The sequence below is a fragment of the Pseudomonas campi genome (assembly GCF_013200955.2).
In the GTDB taxonomy this organism is placed as follows: Bacteria; Pseudomonadota; Gammaproteobacteria; order Pseudomonadales; family Pseudomonadaceae; genus Aquipseudomonas; species Aquipseudomonas campi.
Genome location: NZ_CP053697.2, coordinates 3,503,914 through 3,518,904, shown reverse-complemented (window position 1 = coordinate 3,518,904; position 14,991 = coordinate 3,503,914). Strand labels below are relative to the sequence as shown.

General features: G+C 65.5%; 13 protein-coding genes and 1 other RNA gene. All 14 read left to right on the top strand.

The window, feature by feature from the left end; genetic code table 11:
* The first annotated feature begins 12 nt into the window (after positions 1 to 12).
* Positions 13 to 918 (top strand): 16S rRNA (cytidine(1402)-2'-O)-methyltransferase, encoded by a 906-nt coding sequence (gene rsmI, locus HNE05_RS16320; RefSeq protein ID WP_173209289.1) that lies wholly within the window; start codon positions 13 to 15, stop codon positions 916 to 918.
* 52 nt (positions 919 to 970) lie between these two features.
* Positions 971 to 1,318: RNase P RNA component class A (gene rnpB, locus HNE05_RS16315), an RNA gene on the top strand.
* Between the two features lie 311 nt (positions 1,319 to 1,629).
* On the top strand, positions 1,630 to 2,085 hold the full coding sequence (gene mraZ, locus HNE05_RS16310) for a division/cell wall cluster transcriptional repressor MraZ (protein ID WP_173209287.1): 456 nt from the start codon (positions 1,630 to 1,632) through the stop codon (positions 2,083 to 2,085).
* A gap of 2 nt (positions 2,086 to 2,087) precedes the next feature.
* Positions 2,088 to 3,029, top strand: coding sequence for a 16S rRNA (cytosine(1402)-N(4))-methyltransferase RsmH (rsmH, locus tag HNE05_RS16305; protein WP_173209285.1), 942 nt, complete (start codon positions 2,088 to 2,090; stop codon positions 3,027 to 3,029).
* Complete coding sequence (gene ftsL / locus HNE05_RS16300; protein WP_173209283.1) at positions 3,026 to 3,319, top strand: cell division protein FtsL; 294 nt, start codon at positions 3,026 to 3,028, stop codon at positions 3,317 to 3,319. The genes rsmH and ftsL overlap by 4 nt, the downstream gene beginning before the upstream one ends.
* Positions 3,316 to 5,067: a peptidoglycan D,D-transpeptidase FtsI family protein gene (locus HNE05_RS16295; RefSeq protein WP_173209281.1), complete on the top strand. Its 1,752-nt coding sequence runs from the start codon at positions 3,316 to 3,318 to the stop codon at positions 5,065 to 5,067. Before ftsL ends, HNE05_RS16295 begins: the two co-directional genes overlap by 4 nt.
* The gene (locus HNE05_RS16290; RefSeq protein WP_173209279.1) at positions 5,067 to 6,530 is read left to right on the top strand and encodes a UDP-N-acetylmuramoyl-L-alanyl-D-glutamate--2,6-diaminopimelate ligase; all 1,464 of its coding nucleotides are present in this window, start codon (positions 5,067 to 5,069) and stop codon (positions 6,528 to 6,530) included. The genes HNE05_RS16295 and HNE05_RS16290 overlap by 1 nt, the downstream gene beginning before the upstream one ends.
* Positions 6,523 to 7,890 carry a UDP-N-acetylmuramoyl-tripeptide--D-alanyl-D-alanine ligase gene (locus HNE05_RS16285; protein ID WP_173209277.1) on the top strand — a complete coding sequence of 456 codons (1,368 nt, stop codon included), beginning with the start codon at positions 6,523 to 6,525 and terminating at the stop codon, positions 7,888 to 7,890. The genes HNE05_RS16290 and HNE05_RS16285 overlap by 8 nt, the downstream gene beginning before the upstream one ends.
* Positions 7,891 to 8,973 carry a phospho-N-acetylmuramoyl-pentapeptide-transferase gene (mraY, locus tag HNE05_RS16280; protein WP_173209275.1) on the top strand — a complete coding sequence of 361 codons (1,083 nt, stop codon included), beginning with the start codon at positions 7,891 to 7,893 and terminating at the stop codon, positions 8,971 to 8,973.
* 6 nt (positions 8,974 to 8,979) lie between these two features.
* On the top strand, positions 8,980 to 10,326 hold the full coding sequence (gene murD / locus HNE05_RS16275) for a UDP-N-acetylmuramoyl-L-alanine--D-glutamate ligase (RefSeq protein WP_173209272.1): 1,347 nt from the start codon (positions 8,980 to 8,982) through the stop codon (positions 10,324 to 10,326).
* On the top strand, positions 10,326 to 11,552 hold the full coding sequence (gene ftsW, locus HNE05_RS16270; protein WP_173209270.1) for a putative lipid II flippase FtsW: 1,227 nt from the start codon (positions 10,326 to 10,328) through the stop codon (positions 11,550 to 11,552). The genes murD and ftsW overlap by 1 nt, the downstream gene beginning before the upstream one ends.
* Positions 11,542 to 12,612 (top strand): undecaprenyldiphospho-muramoylpentapeptide beta-N-acetylglucosaminyltransferase, encoded by a 1,071-nt coding sequence (gene murG / locus HNE05_RS16265; protein ID WP_173209268.1) that lies wholly within the window; start codon positions 11,542 to 11,544, stop codon positions 12,610 to 12,612. Before ftsW ends, murG begins: the two co-directional genes overlap by 11 nt.
* On the top strand, positions 12,605 to 14,053 hold the full coding sequence (gene murC / locus HNE05_RS16260; protein ID WP_173209266.1) for a UDP-N-acetylmuramate--L-alanine ligase: 1,449 nt from the start codon (positions 12,605 to 12,607) through the stop codon (positions 14,051 to 14,053). Before murG ends, murC begins: the two co-directional genes overlap by 8 nt.
* Positions 14,050 to 14,991, top strand: a complete 942-nt coding sequence (locus HNE05_RS16255; RefSeq protein ID WP_173209264.1) for a D-alanine--D-alanine ligase — start codon at positions 14,050 to 14,052, stop codon at positions 14,989 to 14,991. The genes murC and HNE05_RS16255 overlap by 4 nt, the downstream gene beginning before the upstream one ends.

Here is a 14,991-nt window from a genome sequence, read left to right as displayed (position 1 = left end):
AAACGGGCTACAATGCGCGCTTTCCGCTGTCATCGAGGGCCGCCCGTGAGCGTTTCCGCTGCATCTGTAACCGCCACCGGCACGCTTTACGTGGTTGCCACCCCGATCGGCAACCTGGATGACATCAGTGCCCGTGCCTTGCGCATCCTGCGCGAGGTGGCGCTGATTGCGGCCGAGGACACGCGTCACTCCATTCGTCTGCTGCAGCATTTCGGTATCGCCACCCCGCTTGCGGCCTGCCATGAGCACAACGAGCGCGACGAGGGTGGGCGTTTCCTTACGCGCTTGCTGGCGGGTGAGGATGTTGCGTTGATTTCCGATGCGGGTACGCCGCTGATCTCCGATCCAGGCTTTCATCTGGTGCGCCAGGCGCGCGCGGCAGGTGTGCGGGTGGTGCCTGTGCCGGGTGCCTGTGCGCTGATCGCGGCGTTGTCGGCTGCCGGCCTGCCGTCTGATCGCTTCAGTTTCGAGGGCTTTCTGCCGGCCAAGACTGTCGGGCGCCAGGCGCGCCTGCAGCAGGTGGCCGAAGACTCGCGCACACTGATTTTCTATGAGGCGCCCCATCGCATTCTCGAATGCCTGGCCGATATGCGCGAGGTGTTTGGCGCCGATCGGCCGGCCGTGCTGGGGCGCGAGCTGACCAAAACCTTCGAGACCCTCAAGGGCTTGCCGCTGGGCGAGTTGCACGACTGGGTGGCGGCCGACAGCAACCAGCAGCGCGGCGAGTGTGTGGTGCTGGTGGCGGGTTGGCAGGCGCCCGAAGGCGACGAAGCGATCAGTGGCGAGGCGCTGCGGGTGCTCGATCTGCTGCTCGGCGAGATGCCGCTCAAGCGCGCGGCAGCGCTGGCGGCGGAGATCACCGGGGTGCGCAAGAATCTGCTGTATCAGGTGGCGCTGGAGCGGCAAAAGGACGCGTGAGCTCTGTCCCGAGCTTGTTCTATGAGTGCCGGCTGGTTACCCTTGGCACTGGAGAGTCGATCGGACAGTCGCTGCCTTCGCAAGAAGGGGGAGGAAAGTCCGGGCTCCATAGGGCGGAGTGCCAGGTAATGCCTGGGAGGCGTGAGCCTACGGAAAGTGCCACAGAAAATAACCGCCTAAGCGCGCAAGCGCCGGTAAGGGTGAAAAGGTGCGGTAAGAGCGCACCGCACGGCTGGCAACAGTCCGTGGCTAGGTAAACCCCACTCGGAGCAAGACCAAATAGGGTTCCATTGGCGTGGCCCGCGCTGGAACCGGGTAGGTTGCTAAAGGCGTGCAGTGATGTACGTCGTAGAGGAATGACTGTCCTCGACAGAACCCGGCTTACAGATCGACTCTCCTCCTTTTTCTCCCTCCTGCTTCACCTCAATATCCCGCCTTTGTAATACCGAAAAAATCTTACTCTTAAGAAGTTACTTTAAGTTTGAAGTTCAGCCTCATGAGCCGGCTGATATTCGTCTGCAAAAAGCCCTCGTTTTACCCCGCAAAACTCCCCGCAAAGTTCGCTAAATCTCCGTCCCATAAGGATTTTTCCTAGTTTCTGCGCCTTGACGCTGGGGGCGCTGCATTCCTATAGTGTGCCGAAGTGGCACAAAGTGGCACGAAGTGGGTCATATGGGCATGGAAAGCTAATTACAGTGGGGAAGCGCAGCCTTGTTTCGCGGAGCTAACGCCATCAGTCTCGACGCCAAAGGGCGACTCGCGATGCCGAGCCGGTATCGTGACGAGCTCGTTTCGCGTTGTGCCGGCCAGCTCATCGTCACCATTGATGCCGTCGACCCCTGCCTGTGTGTGTATCCGCTGCCCGAGTGGGAGCTGATCGAAGCCAAACTCCGTGAATTGCCCTCCCTGCGTGAAGAAACCCGTCGCCTGCAACGCCTGCTGATCGGCAACGCCGTGGATATCGAGCTGGACGGCAGCGGCCGTTTCCTCGTGCCGCCGCGTCTGCGCGCCCACGCCGGCCTGGACAAGCACGCGATGCTGGTGGGTGTGCTGAACAAGTTTCAACTGTGGAACGAGGACGCCTGGAACGCACTTGCCGATGCCGACCTGGCTGCCATCAAACAACCCGGTGCTCTGCCGGACGACCTGCGTGATCTGATCCTGTGACCATGACCAATAGCTTCCGCCATATCACCGTGCTGCTCGACGAAGCCGTCGACGGCCTCGCCGTGCGTGCGGATGGCTGCTACCTGGATGGCACCTTCGGCAGAGGAGGGCACAGTCGGCTGATCCTCGAAAGGCTCGGGCCAGACGGTCGCCTGCTGGGTTTCGACAAGGACCCACTGGCGATTGCCACGGGAAATGCACTGGCGGCCGAAGACGGCCGCTTCGTCGTTGTGCAGCGCAGCTTTGCCGAGCTGGGTGCTGAAGTGACGGTGCGTGGTCTGGCCGGTCAGGTTGCTGGCATCCTGCTCGACCTCGGCGTGTCCTCGCCGCAGCTGGACGATGCCGAACGCGGCTTCAGCTTCCTCAATGACGGCCCGCTGGACATGCGCATGAACCCGGATGCCGGCCTCAGCGCCGCCGAGTTCATCGCCAGCGCCAGCGCCGAGGAAATCGCCCGGGTGTTCAAAGAATACGGCGAAGAGCGTTTCGCCAAGCGCATGGCCCGCGCCGTGGTCGAGCGCCGTGCGCTTAAGCCGTTTGAGCGTACCGCCGACCTGGCGGCCGTGCTCACCGAGGCCAATCCGGCCTGGGAGAAGGGCAAGAACCCGGCGACCCGAGCCTTCCAGGGCCTGCGCATCTATATCAACAACGAGCTGGGCGATCTCGAACAGGGCCTCGACGCCGCGCTGGAAAGCCTGGCCGTCGGTGGGCGCCTGGTGGTGATCAGCTTCCACTCGCTGGAAGACCGCATCGTCAAACAGTTCATGCGTCGTCACGCCAAGGGCGAGGTGGACACTCTGCCGCGCGACCTGCCGATCATCCCCAAGGCCTTCGAGCCACGCCTCAAGCTGCACGGCAAGCCGCAGTTCGCCTCCGAGGCCGAACTCAAGGCCAACCCGCGCTCGCGCAGTGCGGTCATGCGTGTGGCGGAGAAGCTGCGATGAGCCGCCTGTTCGCCAAGCCCATGCCGCCAGGCAGCCTGTTGCTGCTGATGCTGTTTATCAGCGTGCTGCTGTCGGCGATTGCCGTGTCCTACAGCGCGCACTGGAACCGTCAGCTGCTCAACGCCCTGTACGCCGAACTCAGCGTGCGCGACAAGGCGCAGGCCGAGTGGGGTCGGCTGATCCTCGAGCAGAGCACCTGGACCGCGCACAACCGCATCGAGACGCTGGCCAGCGAGCAGCTGCACATGCGCATCCCGCAGGCCGCCGAAGTACAGATGGTGGCGCCATGATCGGCCTCGAAGGCGCCCTCTATCCCTGGCGCTTCCGCCTGGTGCTGGCGCTGCTGGCGCTGATGGTGGGTGCCATCGCCTGGCGCATCATCGACCTGCATGTGATCGATCACGATTTCCTCCAGGCCCATGGCGACGCGCGCAGCGTGCGCCACATCCCGATCCCGGCCCATCGCGGCCTGATCACCGATCGCAATGGCGAACCGCTGGCGGTCAGTACGCCGGTCACCACCCTGTGGGCCAACGGCAAGGAACTGGCCAAGGCGCCGGCGCGCTGGGCCGATCTGGCCGCCGCCCTGGGTCAGGAGCCGAAAGCCTTTGCCCAGCGTCTGCAGCAGGCCAGCTCGCGCGAGTTCATGTACCTGGTGCGCGGCCTGACCCCGGAGCAGGGCCAGGCCATTCTCGATCTCAAGGTGCCGGGCGTGTATGGCCTGGAAGAGTTCCGCCGTTTCTACCCGGCCGGCGAAGTGACCGCCCACGTGATCGGCTTCACCGACGTCGATGACCGTGGCCGCGAGGGCATGGAACTGGCGTTCGACGAGTGGCTGGCCGGTGTGCCGGGCAAGCGCCAGGTGCTCAAGGATCGCCGTGGTCGCCTGATCAAGGACGTCCAGGTTGCCCAGAACGCCAAGGCCGGCAAGGCCCTGGCGCTGTCCATCGACCTGCGCCTGCAGTACCTGGCCCACCGCGAGCTGCGCAATGCGCTGGTCGAGAACGGTGCCAAGGCCGGCAGCCTGGTGATCATCGATGTGAAGACCGGCGAAGTGCTGGCCATGGCCAACCAGCCGACCTACAACCCGAACAACCGCCGCAGCCTGGATCCGGCGGCCATGCGCAATCGCGCCATGATCGACGTGTTCGAGCCAGGCTCCACGGTCAAGCCGCTGTCGATGAGCGCCGCCCTGCAGAGCGGGCGCTGGAAGCCGGAAAACATTGTCGAAGTCTGGCCCGGCTCCCTGCAGATCGGTCGCTACACCATCAAGGACGTGTCCAAGACCCAGGGCCGCGAACTCGATCTGACCGGCATCCTGATCAATTCCAGCAACGTCGGCATGAGCAAGATCGCCTTCGACATCGGCGGCGAGTCCATCTACACCATGATGCAGCAGCTCGGCCTCGGCCAGGACACCGGCCTGGGCTTCCCCGGCGAGCGCGTCGGCGAGCTGCCCAATCACCGCAAGTGGCCGAAGGCGGAAACCGCCACCCTGTCCTATGGCTACGGCCTGTCGGTGACCGCGGTGCAACTGGTGCATGCCTATGCCGTGCTGGCCAACAACGGTGTCAGCGTGCCGCTGACCATGACCCGCGCCGACCGTATTCCCGATGGCGTGCAGGTGATGTCGGCGGACGTGGCGAAAACCATGCAAGGCATGCTGCAGCAGGTGATCGAAGCGCCGCGCGGTGTGTTCCGCGCCCAGGTCCCCGGTTACCACGTGTCCGGCAAGAGCGGCACGGCGCGCAAGGCCAGCGTCGGAACCAAGGGCTACACGGCTAACGCCTATCGCTCGATGTTTGCCGGCTTCGCGCCGAGCAGCAACCCGCGCATCGCCATGGTTGTGGTAATCGACGAGCCGAGCAAGGCCGGCTACTTCGGTGGCCTGGTCTCCGCACCGGTGTTCAGCCGGGTCATGGCCGGCTCCCTGCGCCTGATGAACATTACTCCGGACAACCTGCCGCCGCCGGTCGCGCCAACTCCCGTCGCGCCACAAACCGCCGATGCTGGCAGCAGCAATGGAGGGCGCATCTGATGCCCATGCCACTCAATCAACTGTTGCCCCAGGCCCAGTCGGCCACGCTGATTCGCGAACTGACCCTGGACAGCCGCAAGGTGCGTCCCGGCGACCTGTTCCTCGCCGTGCCCGGTACTGCCCAGGATGGTCGCCTGCATATCGCCGATGCCGTGGCGCGCGGTGCCGCGGCCGTGGCCTACGAGGCCGAAGGCGCACCGAAAATGACCGCGCACAGCGCCGAGCTGCTGCCGATCAAGGGCCTGGTCGGCCAGCTGTCGGCCATCGCCGGGCGCTTCTACGGTGAGCCGAGTCGTGCCCTGCGCCTGGTCGGCGTCACCGGCACCAACGGCAAGACCAGCGTCAGCCAGTTGCTGGCCCAGGCGCTGGACCAGCTCGGCGAGCCGTGCGGCATCGTCGGCACCCTCGGCACCGGTTTCTACGAGTCCCTGGAAAGTGGTCGTCACACCACACCCGATCCGGTGGCGGTGCAGGCCATCCTCGCCGACCTCAAACAGGCCGGTGCCCGCGCCATGGCCATGGAGGTTTCCTCCCACGGCCTGGAACAAGGCCGCGTGGCAGCGCTGGACTTCGACGTGGCGGTGTTCACCAACCTGTCGCGCGATCACCTCGACTATCACGGTTCGATGGAAGCCTACGGCGCGGCCAAGGCCAAGCTGTTCGCCTGGCCGGATCTGCGTTGCCGGGTGATCAACCTGGACGACGCCTTCGGTCGCCAGCTGGCCGCCGAGTCCCATGAGTCGCGCCTGATCAGCTACAGCCTGGATAATCGCGACGCCTACATCTATTGCCGCGAAGCCAGTTTTGATGACCACGGCGTGCGCGCGCGCCTGGTCACCCCGCAAGGCGAGGGCAACCTGCGCAGCCCGCTGCTCGGGCGCTTCAACCTGAGCAATCTGCTGGCGGTGGTCGGTGCATTGCTCGGCCTGAACTACCCGCTGGATGAAATTCTCGCCCTGCTGCCGCAACTGCAAGGCCCGGTCGGGCGCATGCAGCGTTTCGGTGGCGGCCAGCTGCCGCTGGTGGTGGTGGATTACGCGCACACTCCGGATGCCCTGGAAAAGGTTCTGGAAGCCTTGCGCCCGCATGTCACCGGTCGTCTGCTGTGCCTGTTCGGCTGTGGCGGTGATCGGGATAGCGGCAAGCGTCCGCTGATGGCTCAGGTAGCCGAGCGTCTGGCCGATGGTGTGCTGGTTACGGATGACAATCCGCGCACGGAAGACCCGGCGCAGATCGTCGCCGATATCCGCGCCGGTTTCGCCAAGCCCGAGCAGGTTGAATTCATTCACGGCCGTGGCCAGGCGATTGCCCAGCTGATCGCCGCCGCCAAGACCGGTGATGTCGTGGTGCTGGCCGGCAAGGGCCATGAGGATTACCAGGAGATCAACGGCGTGCGTCAGCCGTTCTCCGACCTGATCGAGACCACCAAGGCCCTGCAGGCCTGGGAGGTTGCCCATGCTTAAGCCGTTGCTGCTCAGTGAAGTGGCACCAGCCCTGCGTGCGCGTGTGCTGGGTGCCGATGTGGCGTTCTCCGCAGTCTCTACCGACAGCCGCAAGATCGAAGCGGGCCAGCTGTTTGTCGCCCTGAGCGGGCCGAACTTCGATGGCCACGATTACCTGGCCGAGGTTGCCGGCAAAGGCGCGGTAGCGGCACTGGTCGAACGCGAAGTGGCGGGCGTTGATCTGCCGCAGCTGATCGTCAATGACAGCCGCGTCGGCCTGGGCCGTCTCGGTGCGCTGAATCGCAGTGCCTTCTCCCAGCCTCTGGCCGCCGTGACCGGTTCCAGTGGCAAGACCACGGTCAAGGAAATGCTCGCCAGCATCCTGCGCGCCGGCCTGCAAGGCCCGGTGCTGGCCACCCGTGGCAACCTGAACAATGATCTTGGCGCGCCGCTGACCCTGCTGGAGCTGGCGCCGGAGCATGTCGGTGCGGTGATCGAGCTGGGTGCCAACCACGTCGGCGAGATCGCCTACACCGTCAGCCTGACCCGCCCGCACGTGGCGATCATCACCAATGCCGGTACCGCCCATGTCGGCGAGTTCGGTGGCCCGGACAAGATCATCGAAGCCAAGGGCGAGATTATCGAAGGCCTGGCCGCCGATGGCATCGCCGTGCTCAACCGTGACGACAAGGCCTTCGCCATCTGGCAGGCCCGCGCCGGAGGCCGTGCGGTGCTGAGCTTCGCCCTGCATGACAGCCGTGCCGACTTCCATGCCGCCGAGCTGGCCCGCGATGCCCGCGGCTGCATGGCTTTCACCCTGAGCAGCCCGGCGGGCAGCGCGCGCATTCAGCTCAACCTGCTGGGCAACCACAACGTGGCCAACGCCCTGGCCGCCGCTGCCGCCGCGCATGCCCTGGGTGTGCCGCTGGTCGGGATCCAGGCCGGGCTGGAAAGCCTGCAGCCGGTCAAAGGCCGCGCCGTTGCTCAGCTGGCGACGAACGGTGCGCGAGTGATCGACGACACCTACAACGCCAACCCGATTTCGATGTGCGCCGCCGTTGATATACTCGCCGCCTTCTCCGGTCGCACCGTTCTGGTGCTTGGGGATATGGGCGAGTTGGGCGAGTGGGCCGAGCAAGGCCATCGCGATGTCGGCGCTTATGCCGCCGGCAAGGTCAGCGCGCTGTATGCCGTGGGCCCGCTGATGGCCCATGCCGTCAAGGCATTCGGTACGCAAGGACAGCACTTCGCCGATCAAGCCAGCTTGATCGCGGCACTTCGCTGCGAATCGGGCGACACCACCATTCTAATTAAAGGTTCGCGCAGCGCGGCGATGGAAAAAGTCGTCGCGGCTCTCTGTGCATCGGGGGAGGCTCACTAAATGCTGCTGCTGCTGGCGGAGTACCTGCAACAGTTCTACACCGGTTTCGGTGTGTTCCAGTACCTGACCCTGCGCGGGATTCTCGGGGTGCTGACCGCCCTGGCCCTGTCGCTGTGGCTGGGGCCGTGGATGATCCGCACCCTGCAGATCCGTCAGATCGGCCAGTCGGTGCGCAACGACGGCCCGCAATCGCACCTGTCGAAGAAAGGCACGCCGACCATGGGTGGCGCGCTGATCCTCACCGCCATCGCCGTCAGCACCCTGCTCTGGGCCGACCTCTCCAACCGCTACGTGTGGACGGTGCTGGCCGTGACCCTGCTGTTCGGCGCCATCGGCTGGGTCGACGACTACCGCAAGGTGATCGAGAAGAACTCCCGTGGTCTGCCGAGCCGCTGGAAGTATTTCTGGCAATCGGTATTCGGCCTGGGCGCGGCGATCTTCCTTTATGTGACCGCGCAGAGTCCGGTGGAAACCACCCTGATCGTGCCGGTACTGAAGGACGTCGCCATTCCTCTGGGCGTGGGCTTCGTACTGCTGACCTACTTCGTCATCGTCGGCACCAGCAACGCGGTCAACCTGACCGACGGCCTCGATGGCCTGGCCATTCTGCCGACCGTGATGGTTGGCGGCGCGCTGGGGATTTTCTGCTACCTGTCGGGCAACGTGAATTTCTCCGATTACCTGCTGATTCCTTATGTGCCGGGTGCCGGCGAGCTGATCGTGTTCTGCGCCGCGCTGGTCGGTGCCGGCCTCGGTTTCCTCTGGTTCAACACCTACCCGGCCCAGGTCTTCATGGGTGACGTCGGTGCGCTGGCGCTGGGCGCCGCACTGGGCACCATCGCCGTGATCGTCCGTCAGGAAATCGTGCTGTTCATCATGGGTGGCGTGTTCGTCATGGAAACCCTGTCGGTGATCATCCAGGTCGCCAGCTTCAAGCTGACCGGCAAGCGCGTGTTCCGCATGGCGCCGATCCACCACCACTTTGAATTGAAAGGCTGGCCCGAGCCCCGGGTGATCGTGCGCTTCTGGATCATCACGGTGATCCTCGTGCTGATCGGCCTTGCCACCCTGAAACTGAGGTAATTGACAGTGTCGCTGATCGCTTCCGACCAGTTCCGCATCGTTGTCGGCCTCGGCAAGAGCGGCATGTCCCTGGTGCGCTTCCTCGCGCAACAGGGCGTGCGCTTTGCCGTGGCGGATACGCGCGCGAACCCGCCGGAGCTGGCGACCCTGCAACGCGATTATCCGCAGGTGGATGTGCGCTGCGGCGAGCTGGACGTGGACTTCCTCTGCCGCGCCTCGGAGCTGTACGTCAGCCCGGGCCTGGCCATCGCCACCCCGGCGCTGCAGGCTGCGGCCGCGCGCGGGGTCAAGCTGTCCGGCGACATCGAATTGTTCGCCCGCCATGCCAAGGCGCCGATCATCGCTATCACCGGCTCCAACGCCAAAAGCACCGTGACCACCCTGGTCGGCGAGATGGCCGCGGCCGCCGGCAAGAAGGTCGCCGTCGGCGGCAACCTCGGCACCCCGGCGCTGGACCTGCTCAACGATGACGTCGAGCTGTATGTACTGGAGCTGTCCAGCTTCCAGCTGGAAACCACCGACCAGCTGAATGCCGAAGTGGCTACCTGCCTGAACATCAGCGAAGACCATATGGATCGCTATGCCGGCATGCCGCAGTACCACCTGGCCAAGCACCGCATCTTCCGTGGCGCGCGTCAGGTGGTGGTGAATCGTGACGACGCCCTGTCGCGTCCGCTGATCGCCGACCAGCTGCCCTGCTGGGAATTCGGCTTGGGCAAGCCCGACTTCAAGCGCTTCGGCCTGATCGAAGAGGGCGGCGAGAAGCACCTGGCCTTCCAGTTCGAGGCCCTGCTGCCGACTTCCGCGCTGAAGATCCGTGGCGCGCACAACCAGTCCAACGCCCTGGCGGCCCTGGCCCTGGGCCATGCTGCCGGCCTGCCGATGGCGCCGATGCTGGCGACCCTGCAGACCTTCGCCGGCCTGGCCCATCGTTGCCAGTGGGTTCGCGAGCTGCGTGGGGTGAGCTACTACGACGACTCCAAGGCCACCAACGTCGGCGCTGCCCTGGCTGCCATCGAAGGCCTGGGCGCCGATATCGCCGGCAAGCTGGTGCTGATCGCCGGTGGCGACGGCAAGGGTGCCGATTTCTCTGCCTTGAAAGCACCGGTGGCCCGGTTCTGCCGCGCCGTGGTGCTGCTCGGTCGTGATGCCGAGCTGATTGCCGCCGCCCTGGGTGATGCCGCGCCGCTGGTGCGGGTCAACAGCCTCGACGAAGCCGTGCAGCGCTGCGCCGAGCTGGCCGAAACCGGCGATGCCGTGCTGTTGTCGCCGGCCTGCGCCAGCCTGGACATGTTCAAGAACTTCGAAGAACGCGGGCGTCTGTTCGCCCAGGCCGCGGAGGGACTGCAGTGATGCTTGCGCAACTGCTCGCCGCACCGTCGCCACTGAATACCCGTCGCGGTATCGACCTCGACTTCCCGTTGCTGGCCGGCTGCCTGGCACTGCTCGGTCTGGGGCTGGTGATGATCACCTCGGCCTCCTCGGAAGTCGCCGCGGCGCTGTCCGGCAACCCGCTGTACCACATGGTGCGTCACCTGATTTATCTGCTAATCGGCCTGGCCGCTGCGTTTGCCACGCTGCTGGTGCCCATGGCGATGTGGCAGCGTTTCAGTGGCGCGCTGCTGCTGATCGCCTTCGTTCTGCTGATCCTGGTGCTGTTGCCGGGCATCGGCCGTGAGGTCAACGGCGCCAAGCGCTGGATCGGCTTCGGCCTGTTCAACCTGCAGCCCTCCGAGCTGGCCAAGCTGTTCACCGTGATGTTCATTGCCGCCTACCTGGTGCGGCGCCAGGAAGAAGTGCGTGAGAAGCTCACCGGCTTCCTCAAGCCGATGCTGGTGTTGGGGCCGATGGCCGCCTTGCTGCTGGCCGAACCGGACTTCGGCGCCACCGTGGTACTGGTCGGTGCCGCGATTGCCATGCTGTTCCTCGGCGGCATCAACCTGCTGCGCTTCATCCCGCTGGCCGCCGGTGTACTGGCGCTGGGGGCGCTGGTGATGACCAGCCAGGCCTATCGCCTGCAGCGCCTGACCAACTTCGTCGATCCCTGGGCCGACCAGTACGGCGCCGGTTATCAGCTGAGCCAGGCGCTGATCGCCTTCGGCCGTGGCGAATGGTTCGGTGTCGGCCTGGGCAACAGCATCCAGAAGCAGTTCTACCTGCCGGAAGCGCATACCGACTTCGTCTTCGCCGTACTCGCCGAAGAGCTGGGTATGATCGGCGCGCTGCTGACCGTGGCACTGTTCGTCTTCGTCAGCGTGCGTGCCCTGTATATCGGTCTGTGGGCGGAGAAGGCCAAGCAGTTCTTCGCCGCCTATGTGGCCTACGGTCTGGCCTTCCTGTGGATCGGCCAGGTGCTGATCAATATCGGGGTGAACGTCGGCCTGCTGCCGACCAAGGGCCTGACTTTGCCGTTCCTCAGCTACGGCGGCAGCTCCCTGGTGATCTGCTGCGTCAGCCTGGCGCTGCTCCTGCGCATCGAGTGGGAACGACGTACCTCGCTGGGCAGCGAGGAGTTCGAGTTCAGCGAGGCCGACTTCTTCGATGGCCAGAGCGCCGAGGAGGTCCGTCATGGGCGCTAATGTGCTGATCATGGCCGGCGGCACCGGCGGCCACGTGTTCCCGGCGCTGGCTTGTGCCCGTGAGTTCACGGCGCGTGGCTACAACGTGCACTGGCTGGGTACTCCGCGCGGCATCGAGAATGAACTGGTGCCGGCGGCGGGCCTGCCGCTGCACCTGATCGACGTCAGCGGCCTGCGTGGCAAGAGCAAGCTGGCCCTGCTCAAGGCTCCGTTCCAGCTGCTGCGTGCCCTGTGGCAGGCGCGGCGGATCATGCGCGAGCTGCAGCCGGTGTGCGTGCTGGGCATGGGCGGCTATGTCACCGGCCCCGGCGGCCTGGCGGCGCGGATGAGTGGTGCGCCGCTGATCATCCAGGAGCAGAACGCCGTGGCCGGCACTGCCAACCGCAGCCTGGTGCCGTTCGCCAGCCGCGTCTGTGAAGGCTTCCCGAATACCTTCGGCAACAGTGCTAAGCGCCGCACCACCGGCAACCCGGTGCGCGAGGAACTGTTCCTGGAAACCCCGCGTGACTCGCTGAGCAAGCGCAAGCCGCGTCTGCTGGTGCTGGGCGGCAGCCTGGGCGCCGAGCCGCTGAACAAGCTGCTGCCGGCGGCACTGGCCAAGGTGCCGGCCGAGCTGCGTCCGCAACTGTTCCACCAGGCGGGCAAGCAACATGCCGAGATTACCGCGGAGCGTTATCGCCAGGTTGCGGTCGAAGCCGAGGTCGCGCCCTTCATCAAGGATATGGCCCATGCCTACGCCTGGGCCGACCTGGTGGTGTGCCGCGCCGGCGCGCTGACCATCAGCGAACTGGCTGCCGCTGGTCTGCCGTCCTTCCTGGTGCCGCTGCCGCACGCGATCGACGACCACCAGACCCGTAATGCCGAATACCTGGCGAAGGAGGGCGCGGCCTTCCTTCTCCCGCAACATGCGACTGACGCGGACACGCTTGCCGCGCAGCTGATCGAGGTTCTGATGCACCCTGAAAAACTCCTGGACATGGGCCGCACTGCGCGTCGCCTGGCCAAACCGGATGCCACCCGCACAGTGGTGGAAACCTGCCTGGAGGTGGCCCGTGGCTAAATCCCCTGCCGCTGCACGCTCGGAAATCCGCCGCATGCGCCGTATCCGCCGCATTCACTTCGTTGGCATCGGCGGCGCCGGTATGTGCGGCATCGCCGAAGTGCTGCTCAACCTCGGCTACGAAGTCTCCGGTTCCGACCTCAAGGCCTCGGCCGTGACCGAGCGTCTGGAAAGCTTCGGCGCCATCATCTTCATCGGCCATCGCGCGGAGAACGCCGAGCAGGCCGACGTGCTGGTGGTGTCCAGCGCTGTGAATACCAGCAATCCGGAAGTCGCCACTGCCCTGGAACGCCGCATTCCGGTGGTGCCGCGCGCCGAGATGCTCGCCGAACTGATGCGCTACCGCCATGGCATCGCCGTCGCCGGCACCCATGGCAAAACCACCACCACCAGCCTGCTGGCCTCGGTATTTGCCGCCGGCGGCCTGGACCCGACCTTCGTCATCGGTGGCCGCCTGAACGCCGCCGGCACCAATGCCCAGCTCGGTAGCAGCCGCTACCTGATCGCCGAGGCGGACGAAAGCGACGCCAGCTTCCTGCACCTGCAGCCGATGGTTTCGGTGGTCACCAATATCGACGCCGACCACATGAGCACCTACGGCGGCGACTTCAATGTCCTGAAGAAGACCTTCATCGAATTCCTGCACAACCTGCCGTTCTATGGCCTGGCCGTGCTCTGCGTGGACGACCCGGTGGTGCGCGAGCTGCTGCCGCAGGTGGCCCGTCCGACCGTGACCTACGGCTTCGCCGAAGATGCCGACGTGCGCGCGATTAATGTGCGCCAAGAGGGCATGCAGACCCACTTCACCGTGCTGCGCCGTGACCGCGAGCCGCTGGATGTGTCGGTCAACATGCCGGGCAACCACAACGTTCTGAACTCCCTGGCGACCATCGCCATCGCCACCGACGAAGGCATCGACGATGCCGCCATCGTCGCCGGTCTGTCCGGCTTCCAGGGCGTCGGCCGGCGCTTCCAGGTGTACGGCGATCTGCCGGTGGACGGCGGCAGCGTGATGCTGGTCGACGACTACGGCCACCACCCGCGTGAAGTCGCCGCGGTGATCAAGGCCGTGCGTGGTGGCTGGCCGGAGCGCCGCCTGGTGATGGTCTACCAGCCGCACCGCTACAGCCGCACCCGCGACCTGTACGACGACTTCGTCCAGGTCCTCGGTGACGCCAAGGTCCTGCTGTTGCTGGAGGTCTATCCGGCCGGCGAAACGCCTATCCCGGGTGCCGACAGCCGTCACCTGTGCCACAGCATCCGCCAGCGTGGCCAGCTGGACCCGATCTATGTCGAGCGCGGCACCGACCTGGCGCCGCTGCTCAAGCCGCTGCTGCGTGCCGGCGACATCCTGTTGTGCCAGGGCGCCGGTGATATCGGCGGCGTGGCCCCGCAACTGATCAAGCACCCGCTATTCGCTGTTCAAGGTGAGTCGAAATGAGTCTGCAATCCACCCTCGATCCCCAGGCTTTCGGCCGCGTCGCCGTGCTGTTCGGTGGCAAGAGCGCCGAGCGCGAGGTCTCGCTGAAATCCGGCGCTGCCGTGCTGCAAGCCCTGCAGGCGGCCGGTGTGGACGCCTTCGGCATCGACGTTGGCGATGACCTGCTGCAGCGCCTGACCAGCGAGAAGATCGACCGCGCCTTTATCGTGCTGCACGGCCGTGGCGGCGAAGACGGCGCCATGCAGGGCCTGCTGGAATGCGCCGGCATCCCCTACACCGGCAGTGGCATCCTTGCCTCCGCCCTGGCCATGGACAAGCTGCGCACCAAACGTGTGTGGCTGAGCCTCGGTCTGCCGACGCCTGCCCATGCCGCCCTGGCCTGCGAAGAGGACTGCCGTGCTGCGGCTGCCGAGCTGGGCTTCCCCCTGTTCGTTAAGCCGGCCCACGAAGGCTCCAGCATCGGCATGGCCAAGGTCGCCGATGTCGACGCACTGATCGCGGCCTGGAAAGACGCCAGCCAGTACGACTCGCAGGTGCTGGTCGAGCAGATGATCGATGGTCCCGAGTACACAGTTGCCATGCTGCGTGGCCAGGTGCTGCCGCCGATCGGTCTGGGCACTCCGCATACCTTCTACGACTACGACGCCAAGTACCTGGCCAATGACACCCAGTACCGCATCCCTTGCGGCCTCTCGGCCGAGAAAGAGGCGGAATTGAAGGAGCTCACCGCGCGTGCCTGCGAGGCCGTGGGCACTCAGGGCTGGGCTCGCGCCGACGTGATGCAGGATGCAGCCGGCAAGTTTTGGCTACTGGAAGTCAACACCGTACCGGGCATGACCGACCACAGCCTGGTGCCGATGGCGGCCCGTGCTGCCGGTCTGGATTTCCAACAGCTGGTGCTGGCGATTCTTGCCGACAGCGTCGAGACCAGGGGTTAA

Excerpts from the sequence above, each read along its gene's own strand:
- rsmI (WP_173209289.1), top strand. The coding sequence starts at position 13 with ATGCGCGCTTTCCGCTGTCATCGAGGGCCGCCCGTGAGCGTTTCCGCT.
- rsmH (WP_173209285.1), top strand. The coding sequence starts at position 2,088 with ATGACCAATAGCTTCCGCCATATCACCGTGCTGCTCGACGAAGCCGTC.
- ftsL (WP_173209283.1), top strand. The coding sequence starts at position 3,026 with ATGAGCCGCCTGTTCGCCAAGCCCATGCCGCCAGGCAGCCTGTTGCTG.
- HNE05_RS16295 (WP_173209281.1), top strand. The coding sequence starts at position 3,316 with ATGATCGGCCTCGAAGGCGCCCTCTATCCCTGGCGCTTCCGCCTGGTG.
- HNE05_RS16290 (WP_173209279.1), top strand. The coding sequence starts at position 5,067 with ATGCCCATGCCACTCAATCAACTGTTGCCCCAGGCCCAGTCGGCCACG.
- HNE05_RS16285 (WP_173209277.1), top strand. The coding sequence starts at position 6,523 with ATGCTTAAGCCGTTGCTGCTCAGTGAAGTGGCACCAGCCCTGCGTGCG.
- mraY (WP_173209275.1), top strand. The coding sequence starts at position 7,891 with ATGCTGCTGCTGCTGGCGGAGTACCTGCAACAGTTCTACACCGGTTTC.
- ftsW (WP_173209270.1), top strand. The coding sequence starts at position 10,326 with ATGCTTGCGCAACTGCTCGCCGCACCGTCGCCACTGAATACCCGTCGC.
- murG (WP_173209268.1), top strand. The coding sequence starts at position 11,542 with ATGGGCGCTAATGTGCTGATCATGGCCGGCGGCACCGGCGGCCACGTG.
- HNE05_RS16255 (WP_173209264.1), top strand. The coding sequence starts at position 14,050 with ATGAGTCTGCAATCCACCCTCGATCCCCAGGCTTTCGGCCGCGTCGCC.